Source organism: Bacillus sp. LL01 (assembly GCF_001037965.1).
The window spans coordinates 200946-218120 of sequence record NZ_LFEL01000002.1; the positions used below are offsets into that span (position 1 = coordinate 200946).

General features: G+C 40.9%; 22 protein-coding genes, 1 other RNA gene and 1 riboswitch. Of the genes, 6 read left to right on the forward strand and 17 right to left on the reverse strand.

Annotated features, from left to right (window positions below):
- Positions 1–283: 283 nt before the first annotated feature.
- Entirely contained in the window at positions 284–697 is a 414-nt protein-coding gene (locus tag AB685_RS07485; protein WP_047969969.1) for a VOC family protein, read from the forward strand.
- A gap of 271 nt (positions 698–968) precedes the next feature.
- Here AB685_RS07485 and AB685_RS07490 read toward each other — a convergent pair whose 3' ends face one another.
- Both AB685_RS07490 and AB685_RS07495 read right to left on the reverse strand, forming a co-directional pair.
- Entirely contained in the window at positions 969–1295 is a 327-nt protein-coding gene (locus tag AB685_RS07490; RefSeq protein ID WP_047969970.1) for a DUF962 domain-containing protein, read from the reverse strand.
- A 3-nt stretch (positions 1296–1298) separates the two neighbouring features.
- The gene (locus AB685_RS07495; RefSeq protein ID WP_047969971.1) at positions 1299–2033 is read right to left on the reverse strand and encodes a glucose 1-dehydrogenase; all 735 of its coding nucleotides are present in this window, start codon (positions 2031–2033) and stop codon (positions 1299–1301) included.
- Between the two features lie 106 nt (positions 2034–2139).
- Here AB685_RS07495 and AB685_RS07500 point away from each other — a divergent pair, with 106 nt between their 5' ends.
- Positions 2140–2547 (forward strand): LAGLIDADG family homing endonuclease, encoded by a 408-nt coding sequence (locus AB685_RS07500; protein WP_047969972.1) that lies wholly within the window; start codon positions 2140–2142, stop codon positions 2545–2547.
- A gap of 334 nt (positions 2548–2881) precedes the next feature.
- Here AB685_RS07500 and ssrA read toward each other — a convergent pair.
- From ssrA to AB685_RS07515, 4 genes are all read right to left on the reverse strand, one after another.
- Positions 2882–3223: a transfer-messenger RNA gene (gene ssrA, locus AB685_RS30205) on the reverse strand.
- Between the two features lie 193 nt (positions 3224–3416).
- On the reverse strand, positions 3417–3884 hold the full coding sequence (gene smpB, locus AB685_RS07505) for an SsrA-binding protein SmpB (protein WP_047969973.1): 468 nt from the start codon (positions 3882–3884) through the stop codon (positions 3417–3419).
- A 511-nt stretch (positions 3885–4395) separates the two neighbouring features.
- On the reverse strand, positions 4396–6759 hold the full coding sequence (gene rnr, locus AB685_RS07510) for a ribonuclease R (RefSeq protein ID WP_047969974.1): 2364 nt from the start codon (positions 6757–6759) through the stop codon (positions 4396–4398).
- A gap of 272 nt (positions 6760–7031) precedes the next feature.
- Complete coding sequence (locus tag AB685_RS07515; RefSeq protein WP_047969975.1) at positions 7032–7772, reverse strand: carboxylesterase; 741 nt, start codon at positions 7770–7772, stop codon at positions 7032–7034.
- Between the two features lie 462 nt (positions 7773–8234).
- Positions 8235–8343: riboswitch (cyclic di-GMP riboswitch) on the forward strand.
- Between the two features lie 29 nt (positions 8344–8372).
- Here AB685_RS07515 and AB685_RS30210 point away from each other — a divergent pair.
- Both AB685_RS30210 and AB685_RS07520 read left to right on the forward strand, forming a co-directional pair.
- Entirely contained in the window at positions 8373–8522 is a 150-nt protein-coding gene (locus AB685_RS30210) for an anti-repressor SinI family protein (protein ID WP_082153550.1), read from the forward strand.
- Positions 8523–8611: 89 nt separating this feature from the next.
- On the forward strand, positions 8612–8947 hold the full coding sequence (locus AB685_RS07520) for a helix-turn-helix domain-containing protein (RefSeq protein WP_047969976.1): 336 nt from the start codon (positions 8612–8614) through the stop codon (positions 8945–8947).
- Between the two features lie 35 nt (positions 8948–8982).
- Here the strand turns inward: AB685_RS07520 and AB685_RS07525 are convergent, their stop codons facing one another.
- From AB685_RS07525 to AB685_RS07570, 10 genes are all read right to left on the reverse strand, one after another.
- Positions 8983–9186, reverse strand: a complete 204-nt coding sequence (locus AB685_RS07525) for a hypothetical protein (RefSeq protein WP_047969977.1) — start codon at positions 9184–9186, stop codon at positions 8983–8985.
- Positions 9187–9257: 71 nt separating this feature from the next.
- Entirely contained in the window at positions 9258–10076 is an 819-nt protein-coding gene (locus AB685_RS07530) for a hypothetical protein (RefSeq protein WP_047969978.1), read from the reverse strand.
- Positions 10077–10128: 52 nt separating this feature from the next.
- Positions 10129–10785 carry a hypothetical protein gene (locus AB685_RS07535; protein ID WP_047969979.1) on the reverse strand — a complete coding sequence of 219 codons (657 nt, stop codon included), beginning with the start codon at positions 10783–10785 and terminating at the stop codon, positions 10129–10131.
- A 69-nt stretch (positions 10786–10854) separates the two neighbouring features.
- The gene (locus AB685_RS07540) at positions 10855–11400 is read right to left on the reverse strand and encodes a signal peptidase I (RefSeq protein ID WP_053073752.1); all 546 of its coding nucleotides are present in this window, start codon (positions 11398–11400) and stop codon (positions 10855–10857) included.
- 78 nt (positions 11401–11478) lie between these two features.
- Positions 11479–11925 carry a hypothetical protein gene (locus tag AB685_RS07545; RefSeq protein WP_047969980.1) on the reverse strand — a complete coding sequence of 149 codons (447 nt, stop codon included), beginning with the start codon at positions 11923–11925 and terminating at the stop codon, positions 11479–11481.
- Complete coding sequence (locus AB685_RS07550) at positions 11915–12631, reverse strand: LPXTG cell wall anchor domain-containing protein (protein WP_047969981.1); 717 nt, start codon at positions 12629–12631, stop codon at positions 11915–11917. The genes AB685_RS07545 and AB685_RS07550 overlap by 11 nt, the downstream gene beginning before the upstream one ends.
- A gap of 248 nt (positions 12632–12879) precedes the next feature.
- Positions 12880–13506, reverse strand: a complete 627-nt coding sequence (locus AB685_RS07555) for an LPXTG cell wall anchor domain-containing protein (RefSeq protein WP_047969982.1) — start codon at positions 13504–13506, stop codon at positions 12880–12882.
- A 47-nt stretch (positions 13507–13553) separates the two neighbouring features.
- Complete coding sequence (locus tag AB685_RS07560; RefSeq protein ID WP_047969983.1) at positions 13554–14132, reverse strand: signal peptidase I; 579 nt, start codon at positions 14130–14132, stop codon at positions 13554–13556.
- Between the two features lie 11 nt (positions 14133–14143).
- A complete protein-coding gene (gene tapA, locus AB685_RS07565; protein ID WP_047969984.1) occupies positions 14144–15019 on the reverse strand; it encodes an amyloid fiber anchoring/assembly protein TapA in 876 nt (291 codons plus the stop codon).
- A gap of 114 nt (positions 15020–15133) precedes the next feature.
- A complete protein-coding gene (locus tag AB685_RS07570) occupies positions 15134–15736 on the reverse strand; it encodes a TasA family protein (RefSeq protein ID WP_047969985.1) in 603 nt (200 codons plus the stop codon).
- Positions 15737–15977: 241 nt separating this feature from the next.
- Between AB685_RS07570 and AB685_RS07575 the strand changes: the two genes are divergently transcribed.
- Both AB685_RS07575 and sinI read left to right on the forward strand, forming a co-directional pair.
- Positions 15978–16352: an XRE family transcriptional regulator gene (locus AB685_RS07575; RefSeq protein ID WP_047969986.1), complete on the forward strand. Its 375-nt coding sequence runs from the start codon at positions 15978–15980 to the stop codon at positions 16350–16352.
- Positions 16349–16483 carry a DNA-binding anti-repressor SinI gene (gene sinI / locus AB685_RS30215; RefSeq protein WP_082153551.1) on the forward strand — a complete coding sequence of 45 codons (135 nt, stop codon included), beginning with the start codon at positions 16349–16351 and terminating at the stop codon, positions 16481–16483. The genes AB685_RS07575 and sinI overlap by 4 nt, the downstream gene beginning before the upstream one ends.
- Before the next feature lie 66 nt (positions 16484–16549).
- Here sinI and secG read toward each other — a convergent pair whose 3' ends face one another.
- Positions 16550–16780, reverse strand: a complete 231-nt coding sequence (gene secG, locus AB685_RS07580) for a preprotein translocase subunit SecG (protein WP_047969987.1) — start codon at positions 16778–16780, stop codon at positions 16550–16552.
- Positions 16781–17175 lie beyond the last annotated feature (395 nt).

Consider the following 17175-nt stretch of genomic DNA (forward strand, 5'->3'; position numbering starts at 1 on the left):
ATAAACTCTAAGATAGGCATAAAACTTAACCGGATAGCCAGGTAAAGAGCACGATAGCAAGGAATATAACGGTTGGTTTAAAAATACGAAAAAGCAACAAAGTTTACGAGAGCAACCTTTAATTATTGAAACGTTTCGACTTATTAAATTATAAGACTTTAAGAATGCGCTTTCAATAACTAAAACAAAATCGTCTTTTGTCGAACGTATGTTCTTTACATTTCAGCAGTGCCAAAATATAATGAAAGAGTAAGTACATATTCTAAAAAAAGGAGTGTTGAACTTGAAGAATCAAGCCGTACCTTATTTATCGTTTAACGGAAATGCAAGAGAAGCTCTTGCATTTTACAAAGAGGTGTTTGAAGGGGAAGTAACCGGAATCATGACCTTTGGCGAAGCGGACTTCCCGACTCCACCTGAAGACGACAACCTTGTCATGCATGCACGTTTTGAAAAGGAAAACCTGACTCTGATGGCATCCGATTGCTTCCCAGGACAAACAGTCGAAGTAGGTAGCAACGTATCTCTAATGCTAGAAATGGAAAGCGAAGAACAAGTCGACACGCTCTACGCACGCCTTAGTGAAAACGGCAAGGTACTCATGGAGCTTCAAGACACCTTCTGGGGTGCAAAATTTGGAAGCGTACAAGATCCTTTTGGAGTGAAGTGGGATCTGAATTATACGAAACCTCAATAACAAGTGAAAAAGCGCTTCAAGAATTTAGGATGGCACTGAAAAACTGAAAACGAATTGTTTTTAATTGTTTCTAGCTGTGGATTGGAGCAAATAGCGTAGACTCCTGCAGGGAAGTAGCGACAATCTTGAGACCCCGCATGGCCCAGCCCGAGGAGGCTCAAGGTCGCCCTCTGGATAAGCGAAGCTATTTGCGGAAATCAACAGCGGTGTTTACCCAAGAACTAAAATTCAGTACTTTTTCAGTGGCCTCGAATTTAGCTCTCGGGGCGCTTTAAAGTACTTTTTTTCTCGTAATCAGCTCAAAGCTACGTACAAAAAACCACGTGAATCCTGCATAAAACCCAAGCAACGGATATTTGAACGATGCTGGCTTATTCTTTTCAAAATAAAAATGACCAATCCACGAAAACACATAATGCATGAGCGCCAAACAGACTGTCACCCAAACATTTATAAATAAGAAAACCCAAGCCAGAAAGGCAAATAAGAAAGCAAAATAATGAAGCCACTGGTTCCATTTATTTTGATGAGCCTTTTGATATAGAATCAAATCTTTTCGTACCCGCTCAACCACTCCCGCACCTGTTTTCCCGTACATAAATTAACCCTCGTATATCATTTTTCTGGTCATGCCGCCATCGATGGTTATGTTCTCTCCATTCACAAAGTTGTTTTCACTGTCAGTAAGATAGAGACAAGCCTTTGCAATATCTGATGGTCTTCCCACTCTGTTGGAGAGGTGCTGGGAGTGGTCTTTCTCTCTTAGTTCATCATAGTTTTCCGTCTGAATCCAACCAGGGGATATGGCGTTCACTGTAATATTGAATTCACTTAAAGATGCCGCCAATGCATGCGTAAGCGCGACTATCCCACCTTTGGTTGCTGCATATGCCTCCGAATTCGGCTCAGACATTTCTGCGCGTGTGGAGGCGATGTTGACGATGGAACCACCTCGCTGCTTCATATGCTTGGATGCTTCCCTTGAACCTAGGAACACACTGCGCAGGTTCGTGTTGATAACATCGTCCCAAGCCTCAACTGTGAGTTCATAAAGCAGAGTGAACCTGGATACACCAGCGTTATTGATTAGGATATCAATCTGGTTGAAATGCTCCAATGTCGTATTCATCAGGTTGATGATATCGTGCTCTTTTCGCACATCAGTCTTAACAAACAGCGATTTGTCTCCCAGTTCTTGTTGAAGAGCTTGTCCAGCTGCTTCTTCCAGGTCTGCAAGGATAACATTTGCGCCGTTTTCGATATATGCTTTGGCTATACCTTTTCCGATGCCGTTCGCTGCACCGGTAACGATAACAGTTTTGTTTTGGAAGTTCATTTGGGTGGGCCTCCTTTATGTACTCTGTTTGGAAGTAGTATAGCGGTTATGGATGGAAATGACAAAGAAATTATATTGCGCCTAATTAAATTTAGGAGGAGATGTAATGCAAGATTGGGAAGCTACATATATTGCCGGAATTATTGATGGGGAAGGAAGCATTACTTTATCAAGGATGCATATAAGAGAACACAGAAGGCCTTGTATTACCATATCTTCCACTGATTACGAACTACTAGAATATATAAGATCTTTAGCAGGCGGCACAATAATAAATAAAAAGAATTATAATCCAGAAAAACATAAAGAATCTTTTACTCTAAATGTGAAAATTAAGAGTGAAGTATTCTTATTGTTAGAAAATATTTACCCGTTTTTAAGGGTTAATGTAAAAAGAGAAAGGGCTGAATTTATTTTAAATAACTATAATAAGGTTACAAAAAGGAATGGAAAATATAATGCTAAAGACTTAAAGCTGAAACTTTCTTTTGAAGATAATTTTTTCAAACTCTAAATAAAAAAGACCACACTCTGTGCGGTCTTTTATCATTAAAATGGAGACGGTGGGACATGCTGTTCCATGCTTTCGTCATGGCACTGACTATATCTTGAACCTCGGTACTGAGGTCCTCTGGCGTATTATGCGAATCGTGTTTTTTAGTTGCTACTGCAACCAGAGATTTCGCATCCTAGTATTACCACGTATGTGGCAACCTATGAGTCGATACACGGCTGTTGGATTACTCCACATACCGCTCGGCATTGCCTTATCGCTCTAAAAACGACTTAGGTTTCACCGATAAAGCCAGATTTTCACTTGTATGTTGCCATACAAGGCGACTAATAATTAATCGAACCCACGTCCAGAAACATCGCCACTTAAGCATCTACGAGTGTAGTCAATATATTAGTATTTCGCTGACCGTTCCGCCTATTGACTGGCATCCTGGCAGCTAGTCTGGTTGTTCTCTTCCTTTGACCTCAGACGGCGATCTCCGGCGTAGCCCACTTAGAGTGAGTCCCTGATCCTACCACATGGGCGATGGAGGGAGGAACCGCTATAGTCTGTTATTAAGCAGCTAAAGCGAAGTTGTTGTTTTCTTTGCCAGTTATATTGGCGTTGACGTTGATGACGAGGACGATCCCCCCGACTCGCAACCCAAGCTCGAACTATCCCTGTCGAATCCGTAACGTCCCCTCGATTAAAATGTCCCTGTTGAAGTTTAAATCAACAAAGAGCAAACAACGAGGTTCTACGGGAAGATAATCAAGCCAATCAGTTGGCTATTCAATTATCAAAGCGCCGCTATTATCTTAGCGACATCCTTATTATAGCACATTCACATAACTTTGCAATTGTAAGTTACTGTAAAATCCACTGCACTATTCCTTTTGACGTTCACGGAACGCTCTCTCAATATCGCGTTTCGCTTCTTTCTTTTTCAGATCATCACGCTTGTCGTATTTCTTTTTCCCTTTACCCAGTCCGATCAACAGCTTGGCATAGCCATTTTTCAGATAAATTTTCAAAGGTACCAAGGCATACCCTTCTTCTTTTGTAAGACCAATCAGCTGATTAATCTGTTTGCGGTGAAGAAGCAGCTTGCGTGTACGAAGCGGATCATGGTTGTAACGGTTTCCTTGTTCGTACGGACTGATGTGAAGGTTGTGCAAAAATACTTCGCCGTTCTGCACGCGTGCAAAGGAATCCTTCAAGTTTACACGACCGGCGCGCATCGATTTGATTTCCGTTCCTTGCAGCACCATTCCTGTTTCATAAGTCTGTTCGATGAAAAAGTCGTGATTGGCTTTCTTGTTGGTACTTATGACCTTGCCTGCACCTTTTGGCATGGATGATTCCCCCTTTCAATCTAATGTTACTGTATGACTCCCGAATTTCTGCTTTGTGCCTTTTTTCGGTCTTCATACACGCTCTATGACTCCCGGATTTCTTCTCTGTACCTCTTTTCGGGTTTCATACACGCTGTATGACTCCCGGAACTCTTCTCTGTGCCTTTTTTCGGTCTTCATACACGCTCTATGACTCCCGAAACTCTTCTCTGCACCTTTTTTCGGGTTTCATACAAGCTCTATGACTCCCGAAACTCTTCTCTGTACCTCTTTTCGGGTTTCATACACGCTCTATGACTCCCGGAACTCTTCTCTATACCTCTTTTCGGGTTTCATACACGCTCTATGACTCCCGGATTTCTTTACTTGTACCTTTTTGGGGCTTCATTCGCTGCCAACGGCAATGTAGATTTCTTTACTAGCGGTAGTGATATTCTACCAAATCCATCACCCCACTACAAGAAAGAAGAGCCTTCTCTTGGAAAAAGGCTCTCCACATTCTGAAATCCTATCACTTCTTCTTTTTACGCTTCTGTTTCGGCGCATTTTCAAAGAATTTTTTATTCTTCTTTTTCTTTTTATTATTCGGCCCTTGTGTCGTCCAGCCAATTTCAAACGTGTAATCATCGATATTGCTTTCGTCTTTACGCTTCTGGCTGCGACCTTTGGCAGGTTTTTTGCGTTCGCTTTGAATAACTCTTGGTGCACTCTTATTGTCAGGGCGACGAGTCCCCTTCATACCAACCACTTCAAAATCAATGGAACGCTCATCCTTATTGACGTTGATGACACGAACGGTGATTTCATCCCCAATGCGGTACACTTTACCCGTACGTTCCCCAATCATCGCATAATGACGCTCATCGTAGCGGTAATAGTCATCCGTCAGATAGCTTACATGGACAAGACCTTCAATGGTATTTGGCAGTTCGACGAACATTCCGAAATTGGTAACAGAGCTGATGATGCCATCGTACTCTTCGCCAATTTTATCAAGCATGTACTCGGACTTCTTCAGTTCATCGGTTTCACGCTCAGCATCTACCGCACGGCGCTCCATGTTGGAGGAATGCTCGGCGATTTCCGGTAACTTGTCGCTCCACTTTTCCTGGGTCTTCGCATCCAGTTTCTTTTGAATCAGATAGGTGCGAATCAGACGATGCACGATCAAGTCAGGGTAACGGCGGATCGGTGATGTGAAATGGGTATAGAACTCCGTGGATAGACCAAAGTGTCCCAGGCTTTCCTCATCATATTTCGCTTGTTTCATGGAACGAAGCATGACGGTGGAAACGACCATTTCCTCCGGTTTTCCTTGAACTGCCTCAATCACTTCCTGAAGCGCACGCGGGTGAATCTCATTGCCTTTCCCTTTTACCACATAACCGAAGTTGGTGATAAATTCGAAGAACCGTTGCAGCTTCTCCTCTTTCGGATCCTCATGGACACGATAAATGAACGGTACATTCATCCAGTGGAAATGTTCGGCAACCGTTTCGTTCGCTACAAGCATGAATTCTTCGATCAGGCGCTCGGCAACAGAACGTTCACGAAGGACCACATCCGTTGGTGCACCCTCTTCATCCACTATTACTTTGGACTCTTTGAAGTCAAAGTCGATTGCGCCACGGTTCATCCGTTTTTTGCGAAGGACAGCAGCCAATTCTTCCATTAGGTGGAACATTGGCACCAAGGTTTCATAACGAGCCGTTACTTCCTCGTCCTTATCAACTAGAATTTTTTTGACATCTGTATAAGTCATACGTTCCGTTGTCTTGATTACACTGTGAAAAATCTCGTGTTTCACGACTTCACCGGCATCATTTATCTCCATCTCACAAGAAATGGTGAGGCGGTTCACTTTCGGATTCAACGAGCAGATACCGTTGGACAGGCGATGAGGAATCATCGGGATTACTCGGTCCACCAGGTAAATACTTGTCCCGCGTTCCTGTGCTTCCAAATCAAGCGGTGAACCTTCCGTCACGTAATGCGTTACATCCGCGATATGGACGCCAAGCTTGTAGTTGCCGTTATCTAGCTTCGTTACCGTTACCGCATCATCCAGGTCTTTTGCATCCGCTCCGTCAATCGTCACGATCACCTGGTCGCGAAGGTCACGTCGGTCCCCCAGATCCTTTTCATCAATCTCATCTGGTGTTGCATTCGCTTGGTCAAGCACCTCTTTTGGGAACTCCTGTGGCAGGCCGTGTTTATGGATGACTGACAAAATATCCACACCAGGGTCATTCTTATGTCCAAGGATACGGATAACTTCTCCCTCCGCACTGAGGCGTCCTTCAGGATACGTGACCAATTTTACAACGACCTTATGTCCTTCCACCGCGCCATTACTAGCACTTTTCGGGATGAAAATATCATTGGCAATTTTCTTGTCGTCTGCAATGACAAAGCCAAAGCTCTTACTTTCGGTATATGTACCAACAATCTCCTTGACCCCACGCTCGACAATACGGATGACTGTACCTTCCTGTCGTGAGTCTCCGGCAGCTTTCCTGCTTACACGCACAAGCACGATATCTCCGTGCATCGCGTTATTAAGCTCATTCGGTGGTATGAACACATCATCCATATCTGCCTCTTCCGGCATGACAAATGCAAAGCCTTTGGAGTGGCCAATTACTTTTCCTTTGATCAGATTCATCTTTTCGGGTAGGCCATAGGTGTTGCTGCGTGTGCGTACTACGAGCCCCTGGTCTTCCATGTACACTAAAGCTTTTACGAAATCTTTGAATTCCTCTGAGTCTTTTATGCCAAAGGCCTGTTCCAATTCTTTTGTGGTTAGTGGTTTGTAGGCTTCTTCTTTCATGTAGGAAAGAAGTTTGTCTACGTGTTGTTGAATGATTTCTTCCATAAAATATTCCTCCCCTTTTTCGGGTTTCTTCCTATTAACTAAGTACTTTTCGTGAGAGCTCGTTATTCACCGCTGTTGATTTACGCACTAGGCTTCGCTTTCCAGTGGGCGGTCCGGGAGCCTCCTCACTTCGTTGCGGGATCTCCCCTGTCCCTTCCTCCCACAGGAGTCTACGCCTATCGCTTCAATCAACAGCTAGGTTACTGCAATTGAACATCGTGTAATTTTAAATCACTAAAAGAGATAGGCCCAAAAGCTTCATATTATTAGTATTACCAATCCAGCGATTCTAAAAACTCGTATACATCTTCATGCAATTGCTCGCGCTCTTTATCTAGGGTGATGACATGACCGGATTCTTCGTACCATTTAATTTTCTTATCGTCCGATTCGACCTCTTTGTAAATGATGTTGGCACTGTCCGTGTTAATCATGTTATCGTGACGGGCTTGTACCACAAACGTCGGCGTGTAGATCATATCTACATTATTCCGTACGTCCGCAATCAATTCCTGCAACGATTTCAGCGTCCCCATCGGTGTTTGCTCAAATTCTTTCATTTCCTGTTCGATTTGTTCCACGCTTTTTCCTTCACGGCGCTTGAACTCGCGCGCATATTCCAACACGCCCTGGTGCATAATTTCCTCACTCTTGATATACATCGGCGCACACATAGGCACAATACCCTTCACCGGAACCGTGTAACCCAGTTTCAAGGAAAATACACCACCAAGCGAAAGCCCGACAACCGCAATGCTTTCAAAGCCTTTATCCTTCAAAAACTGATAGGCCTCCATTACATCCTCCCACCAATCCTCAGGACCAGTATGGACCAATTCCTCCGGCGGCACACCATGCCCTTTATACTGCGGCGCATGGCAAGTATACCCTCTCTTCTCCAAGAAACGGCCCATCATACGCACGTCCGCAGAATTTCCTGTAAATCCATGCAGCATCAATACCGCACGATCCCCACCTTCAAACGTAAAAGGCTGTGGCAACTTCACTTTCATCACGATAGAACATCCTTTCTTACTCATGTATTTATAGTATGCAACTTTTAGTCAAATATCAGATATGATTAGTCCGAAAAGAACATTTTACCATAAAGGGGGTGGAATAGCTTTGGGGGAGGTTTGATCAACGGTTATTCGTAGGTAGGTTAACGTTTAAGGGGGTATGTTTTGAAGATGCATCAAAAATGAATGTTTTGTAGGAGACAATCGACAAAAATAATGTTTTCCTTCAACAAAATCCAGGATTGAAATAGCCCTTTTTACTATTCGAAATCCCCTCTATACCACCTCGAAATTCATATTTATTAAACTTTTATTCCTGAAAGCATTTTATTAAAATAATTTGAGCCATTCGACATCAATCTGCAACATTCCATAAATAGTTATTTTATAATAAATTTGGGGTATAGGAAGGTCATTGGTAGTAATACCAAAGTTGTATATCGAATTGTTCGAAACAACAGTCAAAGGCAAACTTGCTGAAAAGCAAGGACGCAAAGTCAACAGATCTAAGATTGTGTAAAAGAGAATAAATACTTTTACGAATTAAGATGGCTGGGCTGCCTGAAATACCAAAGTATTTTAGGAGGGAAAAGGATGATGGAAAACGTACCGGTAAATTTGACAGAAAATTTAGACGAGGAGTGGGTAGATCTAATTACAAACGCACTAGAGATGGGTATTTCCTCTGCTGAAATTAGAGATTTCTTACATAATTATCGCAATCATTCATCATTTAAGCTTTAATTTTGTGAATATTTACGTATTTTTTGTTCTAAATATCAAACAATCCCTTCGTTATATGCTATAATATGCATGATAGGAAGGTGAAAGCCATGATTGGTGAACGAATTAAAAAATATAGAGAACAACGAAAAATGTCTATGTCAGAATTAGCCGAACGCGCCGGCGTGGCTAAATCATACCTTAGTTCCATCGAACGGAATCTACAATCCAATCCTTCCGTTCAATTCCTGGAAAAAGTCTCTTCTGTATTAGGAGTATCCATGAACACGCTTCTACATGATGAAGACGAAACCCAATCAAAAGAAAACCTTGACCGAGAATGGGCCACCCTCGTTAAAGAGGCCATGGACTCCGGTGTAACCAAGGATCAATTCAGAGAATTCTTAGAGTTTAATAAATGGAAAATAAATCAGGAAAACAAATAATCGCTGACCAGTGTCAGCGATTATTTTTATTTACATTAGATTTGTTGGTTTATTTTCCACGATTTGATAACAAATGTTAATTGCTTAGTAAATGGTAGGGCCCTTTTTACCACGGAGCCGCCAGCAACTGCTGCATATTGCGGAGTTAGATCTGTCGCACATACAGGACATTCCCAATTAAACGTCGAGCAGCTGCTAAAAGACTTTTGACTGCATGTCGGACAAACTTTCGTGTACATAAGAGCCCTCCTACTGTTCATTCAGTGTGTGTGTAGTGGTAAATGAACGAATTTTTAAAGCATTAACTTATTTAGTTGGTCCCAGCCACGCGGTCTAATTGGTTCGCCTCTAAGTCAATAGAAAAATCCATCTTCGCATTTTGATAATCGTTTCCAGCTGTAGCTTTCAGGCTAGTTCCGAAAAGAACGTGGACATAATGTTGACGGTTGATTATCTCACCAAATAGAATTCCTTTTTCCATCACTTTTACTGGTTCATGGGACATTGCACTAATGGATTGAACACTAGCTTTCTGTAGTTGTGCTTCGATATAGTCAGCACTTACGATTGCAGCTACAGGTTTTTCAGTACCTTCTAATGTTTCTCCCAGTAACTCAACATCCTGTTCTCCTTCAATTACAACAATCTCCATTTTTGCTCCGTAAAATTCTTGAATCATCTTCTCAAACTCCAGGCTACTCATATCATCTTCCTCTAAATATTCTTTTAAAGAAGAGTGAATGAATTCTGCATCCTGAACTCCGCCTGCTTCCTTGTTAAAAACAAACAATGCAGTAGATTTATATTGAGAGAAGTCGATATCAGAAGAATCACCATACAGCTTCCCTGTAAAGCTTGCATTCAAGCTGATTCGACGATCTGTACTATTATTTTCTATAGTTTTCCACTCTTTTGCGATTAGAGAACGACTAGGAGCTAGGTAGCCGGAAGAATAGTCAAATGTTGTTTGTCCTCCACCAGCAATCTCCACGATTGCATTTTTCACTTGCCCTTGGGCTTCTGTGCTGTCTGTAAACCATGAATAGGTTCCAAAACCTGCACCTGCTACTAATACTCCTGCTAAAGCTGTTCCCATAACAGCCTTTTTAACTTTATTAATATTTGCCATTACCTTATTTCCTCCCCGACCATTTAATATTTTCCACCGTGAAAATTACCGATTACATTTCGTCTTCGTATAATGCTCCGAAGTCAATTTGTTTCGCATCTACCATGACAACCGGTCTCAGAGTAGCACCTTGAAGGTTGTTGTTAGCATCCTCATGGAGCTTCACCTCTACATCTACTTCCAGATCTTCTCCATTAGCAAGCGTCATTTCCTCTAGGAAATCCTCACCATTGTTGTACCAGTCCCAACCGGACATTGTTTTAGTTGTGTCTCCCCAAGTGAAAGTAAACTGATACTGTTCTAAAGCTTCCTGTAGGGTGTATGCAGCTAGCCCTTCATATGTCCCATTTCGTGGGAAAGCTCTGTGCATATTATCGGAAGTTAGAAGATCTCCCTTATTGTTTACAGCAAACTTCAGCTGTCCACGAAGAACCACATCCTCAAACGTCATATCCCCACCATGGTCGTTAGAGATGGTGAAATCCGTCATTACTGTACGGGAAGGAGCAAGACGAGTGAATGCTTCTCTTTCAAATGTGAATTCGCTGAATCCGCTTCCTTCAATCTTCAACTGCGAGTTCTGCACCTCTCCTGTAACTGCTGCATGGCTAGTAAACCAAGAATATGTACCAAACCCTGCCCCAACTGCTAATGTTCCAGCAAGTGCTGTCCCAATTAACGCTTTTTTGACATTCTTCATGTTCGCCATTCAAAAACATCCCCTTTGCTAATTTGGTTATATAGTGGCAAATAGAGTAAAACTCTATTTGTTGATCCCTCAGTTAGAAACTTCTTCTTTTTTGTCAGTTCTGATAATCCCTGTTCTCTGGAAGATCTCAATCAATAAATACAAGAAGATTGGGATCCCAATCAGTAAAATGAAGCCAATGGGTCCAGAGACGAATTTGGCAACATGGCCAGCCCCTGGAATAATGTTCGTTTGAACCCCCAAAACACTTTCAGGCGATACCTTTACATCATCAGCAATATTATTGTTATCACCTTGTGTAATGTAGAATGTCTTACCATTTTCTATCGTTGAATCAATGATTCTATGCGTAACCAAGATCCCCTCAGGGTGTTTGAAGGTAATCACATCCCTGACGGCGGGTTGCTGGTCCGGTTTTATCAAAATGACATCCCCCGCTTCAAAAACCGGCTGCATACTGTTGGAGAGAATCGTGAGTGGCTTATACCCAAAAACACTTGGTACTTTTTCAATGTCCCCTTTTGATTGGGAGACAAAGAAGATGACAAGCCCTGCCGCTACTGCCAGAAAAACTAGGATAAGGGTGGAGAGGACTTTCATTATTCGCTTGATCACTACTACCACTCCTTTTTTATTAAGAATCAATTCGTTTTATATTAAGAACATAAGAGTGAAAATAAAAACTGATTTGCATCAGTTCTTATTCTCATTTTTTTCATCTTCAGAGCTTTCATCGGTTGAATCTTCCTCTGTGGAATCATCAGGTGACTCTTCAATTTCTTTTTCCTCTGAATCATCCCCTGCTTCTTGCTGGGAGTCTTCCTCCACCTTTTCTCCTGTAACAGGTTCCGTTGATTCTTCAATTTCAGTTTCTTCTACAGCTACTTCTTCACTGCTTTCTTTATTTTCTTTCTGTTCTTCTTTTACAACTTCTTCCTCCACTTGCTCTTCTACCGCTTCCTCTTGAGGAGGTAGTGGAATATTAAAATCCTCTTCGGTAACGAGTTCGCCTACCACCTTCACCTCAGTAGTAAAGTGCGAATAGGTATCGGCAATGAGAAAGCTAGCAGCATAGATAGTCGCGAAAACAACAAGCAGTGACAAATATAATTTCTTAGTATTACTGAGCTTATCCCCCATAGACATTCCCTCTTTTCCTCTGAACCCCTCTGATAGAATAGTAGATCAATAGAGCCGCTCCTCCAATGGACAACAATATTCCAATGTACATATAAGTCCAGGTTTCTGTAGCCGTTTTGGGAAGCGAGTTTTCACTCTTCTCTTCCTTATCCTTCACAACTGTTTCCACCTGGCTTTTATCAGTCAGAGAGTCAATCATTAATTCCCCATGCAGTGTAACAGCTTGAAAGTCGTTATGGGCTGTTTCCAGAAGCCTGATGGAATAGAAAATCTCCAAAGATTCTTTAGATGGAAGTGATTTCAACTGTAGTGCCCGTATTTTGTCATCTACTTCTGAAAGGCTTGTCCAATCAATCATATGGACTATTCCTAGATGTCGTATCTCCGCACTCATTTCATAATATCCCAGCATCCCTTGTAATCTTTGTTGATCCAGACCTTCCTTCTCCAAGTAGAATTCAAAGCTTGAAGCTATTTCCAACGAGTTTTCATTTTTGTTCGTTATTGTGATAACTTTCTCTTTCATCTTTCTTGAAGGGGCTAATTTCATCGGATGAAACAATGCAACCTGTTCCCCTTGTTCTATGTAGAGCTTTTCTTTATCGGCTGCCTTTGTTGATAAAGGAGTTGTAGCAAAAATAAGTACAAAGGCCGATACTAAAACAACCAAACACTTCTGGATCAAGGACACCTCACCAACTTCCATCCCAACTTTTCGGTTCTTTATAATGAACTACACCTTGAGTATAGAGTAGTACCTGTTCTTTTTAAATATTCAAAATACTGCTTTTTTGCGTAATTAAGAACATTATTCTACGTAAAGCTCGCTTTATCTCTTGAATTCGCAGTTTTTTGTTTTGTATAAAGAAATTTATTTTTCAATATAAAGAACAATATTGCAGTTTTATCAACCATAAAAAAACAGCGGGATCATGATACTCGCCGCCATTTTTATTATTTTTCTAGATTTGCTCTTCTTAATCTGTACATGAGTAATACAATTAAACCTATTACTAACAACGCCCCACCTATTACCACAAAGTTCATAGTGTCCGTAGCAGTATTCGGCAACTTAATCCCGTTCTCAGCTGGGATAAGTCCACCAAACGTGCCCTCTGCATAAATCTTGAATTCCACCTCACACGTTAGCCCTTGGAATTCATTCCCTAGCTCTGCAGGAAAATTCACCTGGAAGGTAAGCTTCTCCTTATCTGTTGTTTTAATTTCACGCGGATCTAGCTTATTGAATTGACCAAGCGTTCCATTAAAAAGCTCTTTGTTATCTTCTGACATTATAGTTAGTTTCAATTCATTGTAAAGCTTCTTATCCCCTGATTTAAGCTTGGAAGAAATAATATAGTTGAAGTCCTCTTTTCCACCATTGCTGATTTCGAGCACTCTTTCCGCCCAATCCCCCGGTTTCATATTCTGAACATCGAACAAAACCTTCTCCGGAGTCGTGATTATATCAATTTCCATTACATCCTCCGATGCAACCGTACTCCCAAAAGGAACTAACACCGCCATGAACATCAACAAATAATATATGGAAGCGATACTTAACCACCTTAAGTATTTCATTGTACTCCCCCATTTAAAAAATTCAGAGTGAGAATATCCCACTCCAATTAACTAACCGATTTTGTATCCTCCAGCTGCTTTTGCTGCTTTTCAATTCGAGCAATAGTCTGCCAGATTGAGAAGATGGAATAACCGAACAACAATACTCCAGGCAAGATCATTAACAACGCACTACCCAGTTGGGATTTAGCGAATTCGATAAAATATCCTACATAAGGAATAGTAAAGTCTGTGTAGACCGCAACAACGTTCTCGGACAGAACCGGACTGCTATCCTCTGCATTGTTGTTGTCTCCTTTCGTTTTGTAGAGTACATGTTCACCACTATTGATAACCTCAGTAATTCTATGCGTTACCAGAACGTGTTCATCTTGTTTGAAGGTGATGACATCCCCCTCTTTGAAGCGTTTCATATCTCCACCTGGCTTAACAGCAATTATCGAACCTGTTTTTATGCCTGGTTCCATCGAACCGGATAGCACAGTTTTAAGCTGATAACCCATAATTTGCGGTTCTCCTCCGGATGCTTTGGTGGAGATGACGACGAAGACCATGAAGATAAGTGTTATGAATAGTAGAGTGGTTACTAGGTTACTAATCCACTTTTTTGCTGTTTTCCATTTCATGTTTTTCACCTCTAGTTAGATTGGTCTTGGTTTTCTGTATCTGGTTCGTTACTAGGAGGAACCTCTTCGGAGTCTTTTGGATTATTTTCTGTCTCATCTGTATTAGTATCCGATTCAATCTCTTCTGCTGAATCTTCTTCTTTCTTCGCTTCTTCAGTTGATTTCACATCTTCTTTACCATCTTTTTGTTCATCTTTTACATCTGGACTTTTATTCATTTCTTTTTGTTCAACGTCTTTAGTACTTTCATCATCTTTCTCATTTTCAGCTTCTTTGCTTATGTTAGAATCTACTTTATCGTCAGATTGTTCACTTTCTACTTCTTCAGTAGATTTTTCTTCTAACTCCTCTTCTTCTTTTGCGGCAATACAATTAATTATTACTTTTTCACTCCATTCAATACTATTTACATTACCTGATTCTTTAAATTCCGGCCGCTGGAAGAGCTTAAACATATACGCTCCATCTTTTTCAGCAGTGAAATTTAGAGATCCAATCTCATTTTGGGACAACGGATTCAAAACTCCCTCAGCTATTTTGCTACCTGTTTGTTTAGGGTTTCCGTTTGCATTGTTTGAGTAATAAACTTCGTATGTAGTGGAATCGAGCATGCTAAAACCGGTGTTTTTAAGACGAACATTAATTTCCATAGGGGCACAGGCTTTTATGTTTTGAGTGGGTTTATCGATAAAGGATAATATGCTGCCGTCGTACCAGTGGCCTGCTTGAATGAAATTTTGTGTAGTAATTGATTTATTAAATTGCGCTTCAGTAGTGGTAGTAATTATTGAAGCATTAATTAATGATACATATAGAATAACAAAAATTTGCACAGATGTTACGCCATTATACAGTTTTTTATATTTCCTCTTCCGGGTTATTCTCATTTGATCTTCACCCTTTATCTTTATTTTTTATAGGAAATTTGCTCTAAATTTAGCAAAGCTCCTATAAAAAATAAAATTCAGAAGGGTAAGAATAACTTACCCTTCCATAAGTAGCTACCTAGCTCTTCCTGCAGTTTGTTTCGCATCAAATGTCCAATTTAATGTTAGTGAATCTCCTTGGAACACGTTTTGGTCCTGTCCATTATCAATAAATTTGAATATGACTGTTAGAGTATCTGATGTGCCTGCTTTTAATCCATCAGGCTCTCCACCTAGGGCCCACCCAAGGATGTTTCTATCCACTGCATCATATTCACTGAGTGCTTTTAAAGTTGTTTCATGAACCACTATTGTTTTTTTATCATTATTAACTAAGAATTGAACTTGAATATGTTCACCTAAATCTGCACCATTGTTATTTCCGTTGGTATCACCTACTGTATATTGTGATGTTAAAAGTACTTTTGACACGTCCAAAGTACCAGTGTTATTTAATTTGAACGTTCTTTCCATCCAATCACCAGGTTTCAGGTTTGACACATTGATAATAGCATTAGCTGTATCATTACCTTGAACATTAATATCAAGTGTACCTGCAGCAAAAGTACTTTGATTTACTTCTGTATCACTAAAGTATGCATATGTACCCCCACCGATTAATGAAAGACCTAATGCAGCTGAAGCGACACCTAGACCAAGTTTCTTTTTCAAACTCATTTAAATTCCTCCCCGTTCCCCTAATGTTTTAGTCCGTTCTTATTAACGAACCTTACAATACGTAGTATAAAACACCTAGTTCACAACTGGGAAACCTCAAATTAGTTCAAATTTTCTCAATAAAGAACGGTTTGATGTAATTTCCTCCCATTATCTCAAAATTCCTTAACTTTACGTTTTTTATAAAGAATTAATTGTGCTATATAATGAACATACGTCATAAGATGTTAAGGGGACGAGTATGCTTGGTGAGCGCTTGAAGAGGTTGAGGAAGAGGAAGGGCTATTCATTGAGTGAACTCTCGGAACTGGCTGGTGTGTCGAAGTCTTATTTGAGTTATTTGGAGAGGAATATCCAGACGAATCCTTCTCTCCAGTTTTTGAATAAGATCGCCGTTACGCTTGAAACAGACTTGGATTTTTTATTGAACGGGGAATCGGAGACCGATAAACCGGGTGTACAGGTGCTGGATGAGGAATGGAGACGGTTGGTGCAGCGGGCAATTGCGGAGGGAATGAGCAAGGAGGACTTTATTCACTTCAAGGAGTACATGGAGTTTCAGAAGTGGCAGGGTGCCAAGAAGACTATTAGCAAAAAGGAGGAAGAAGAGGCTTGAGCGAAGAAATGGATATGGAATGGGTGGAGCTATTGACGCTGGCAAGAGCTTATGGGATTTCTATCGAAGAGGTGAAAACCTTCCTCCAGGAGACAAGTGAACTGAACAAAGAAGCCTTGGTCGTAAAGTGACCAGGGCTTTTCTTTTATGTAAGGAAGCAAAAAACCACTTTCCAGGTTGGAAAGTGGTTTTATTTATTATGCGAAGTATGCAATGGACAGTGTCAGGACGAAGAATAATACAGAAAGAACGACTGTCGCACGGTGTAGAACAAGGTCTAGGCCGCGTGCTTTTTGTTTGCCGAAAAGTGTTTCTGCTCCACCGGAGATTGCTCCTGAAAGACCTGCACTTTTACCTGATTGAAGTAGTACTACTGTGATCAAAGAGATTGCTACGATAATAAGTAAAATAGTTAGAAATAACGTCATGTAAACTACACCTCCTGCGGAACGCACATCTGTGATTATATTAAATATACCACATTATGACAAGGGGGACAAGAGGAAATGAGAGGGATGGTTGTCCGTTTAACAAAGCTACTTACTCGAGGATCGAAATGAAATTTCAGCTCACAGAAGGAAATAGCCAATAAACGAGCTAAAGTATACAAAAAATGCTCCAATTATACGAAAAACGCTCACGATTATTCAAAAAAACTCTTCAAATTATCGAGAATCCATATTTTGTAATGTCGCTAAAGAAAGTAATTGGAGAAATGTCTCTTTAGGGACTCAACCTACCGCTACATCCCCTAGGAGTCTTCGTCTTGTGCTCCAATCAACAGCTAGGAATTAACGTAAACTAAAAAGAACCCAACCTAAGT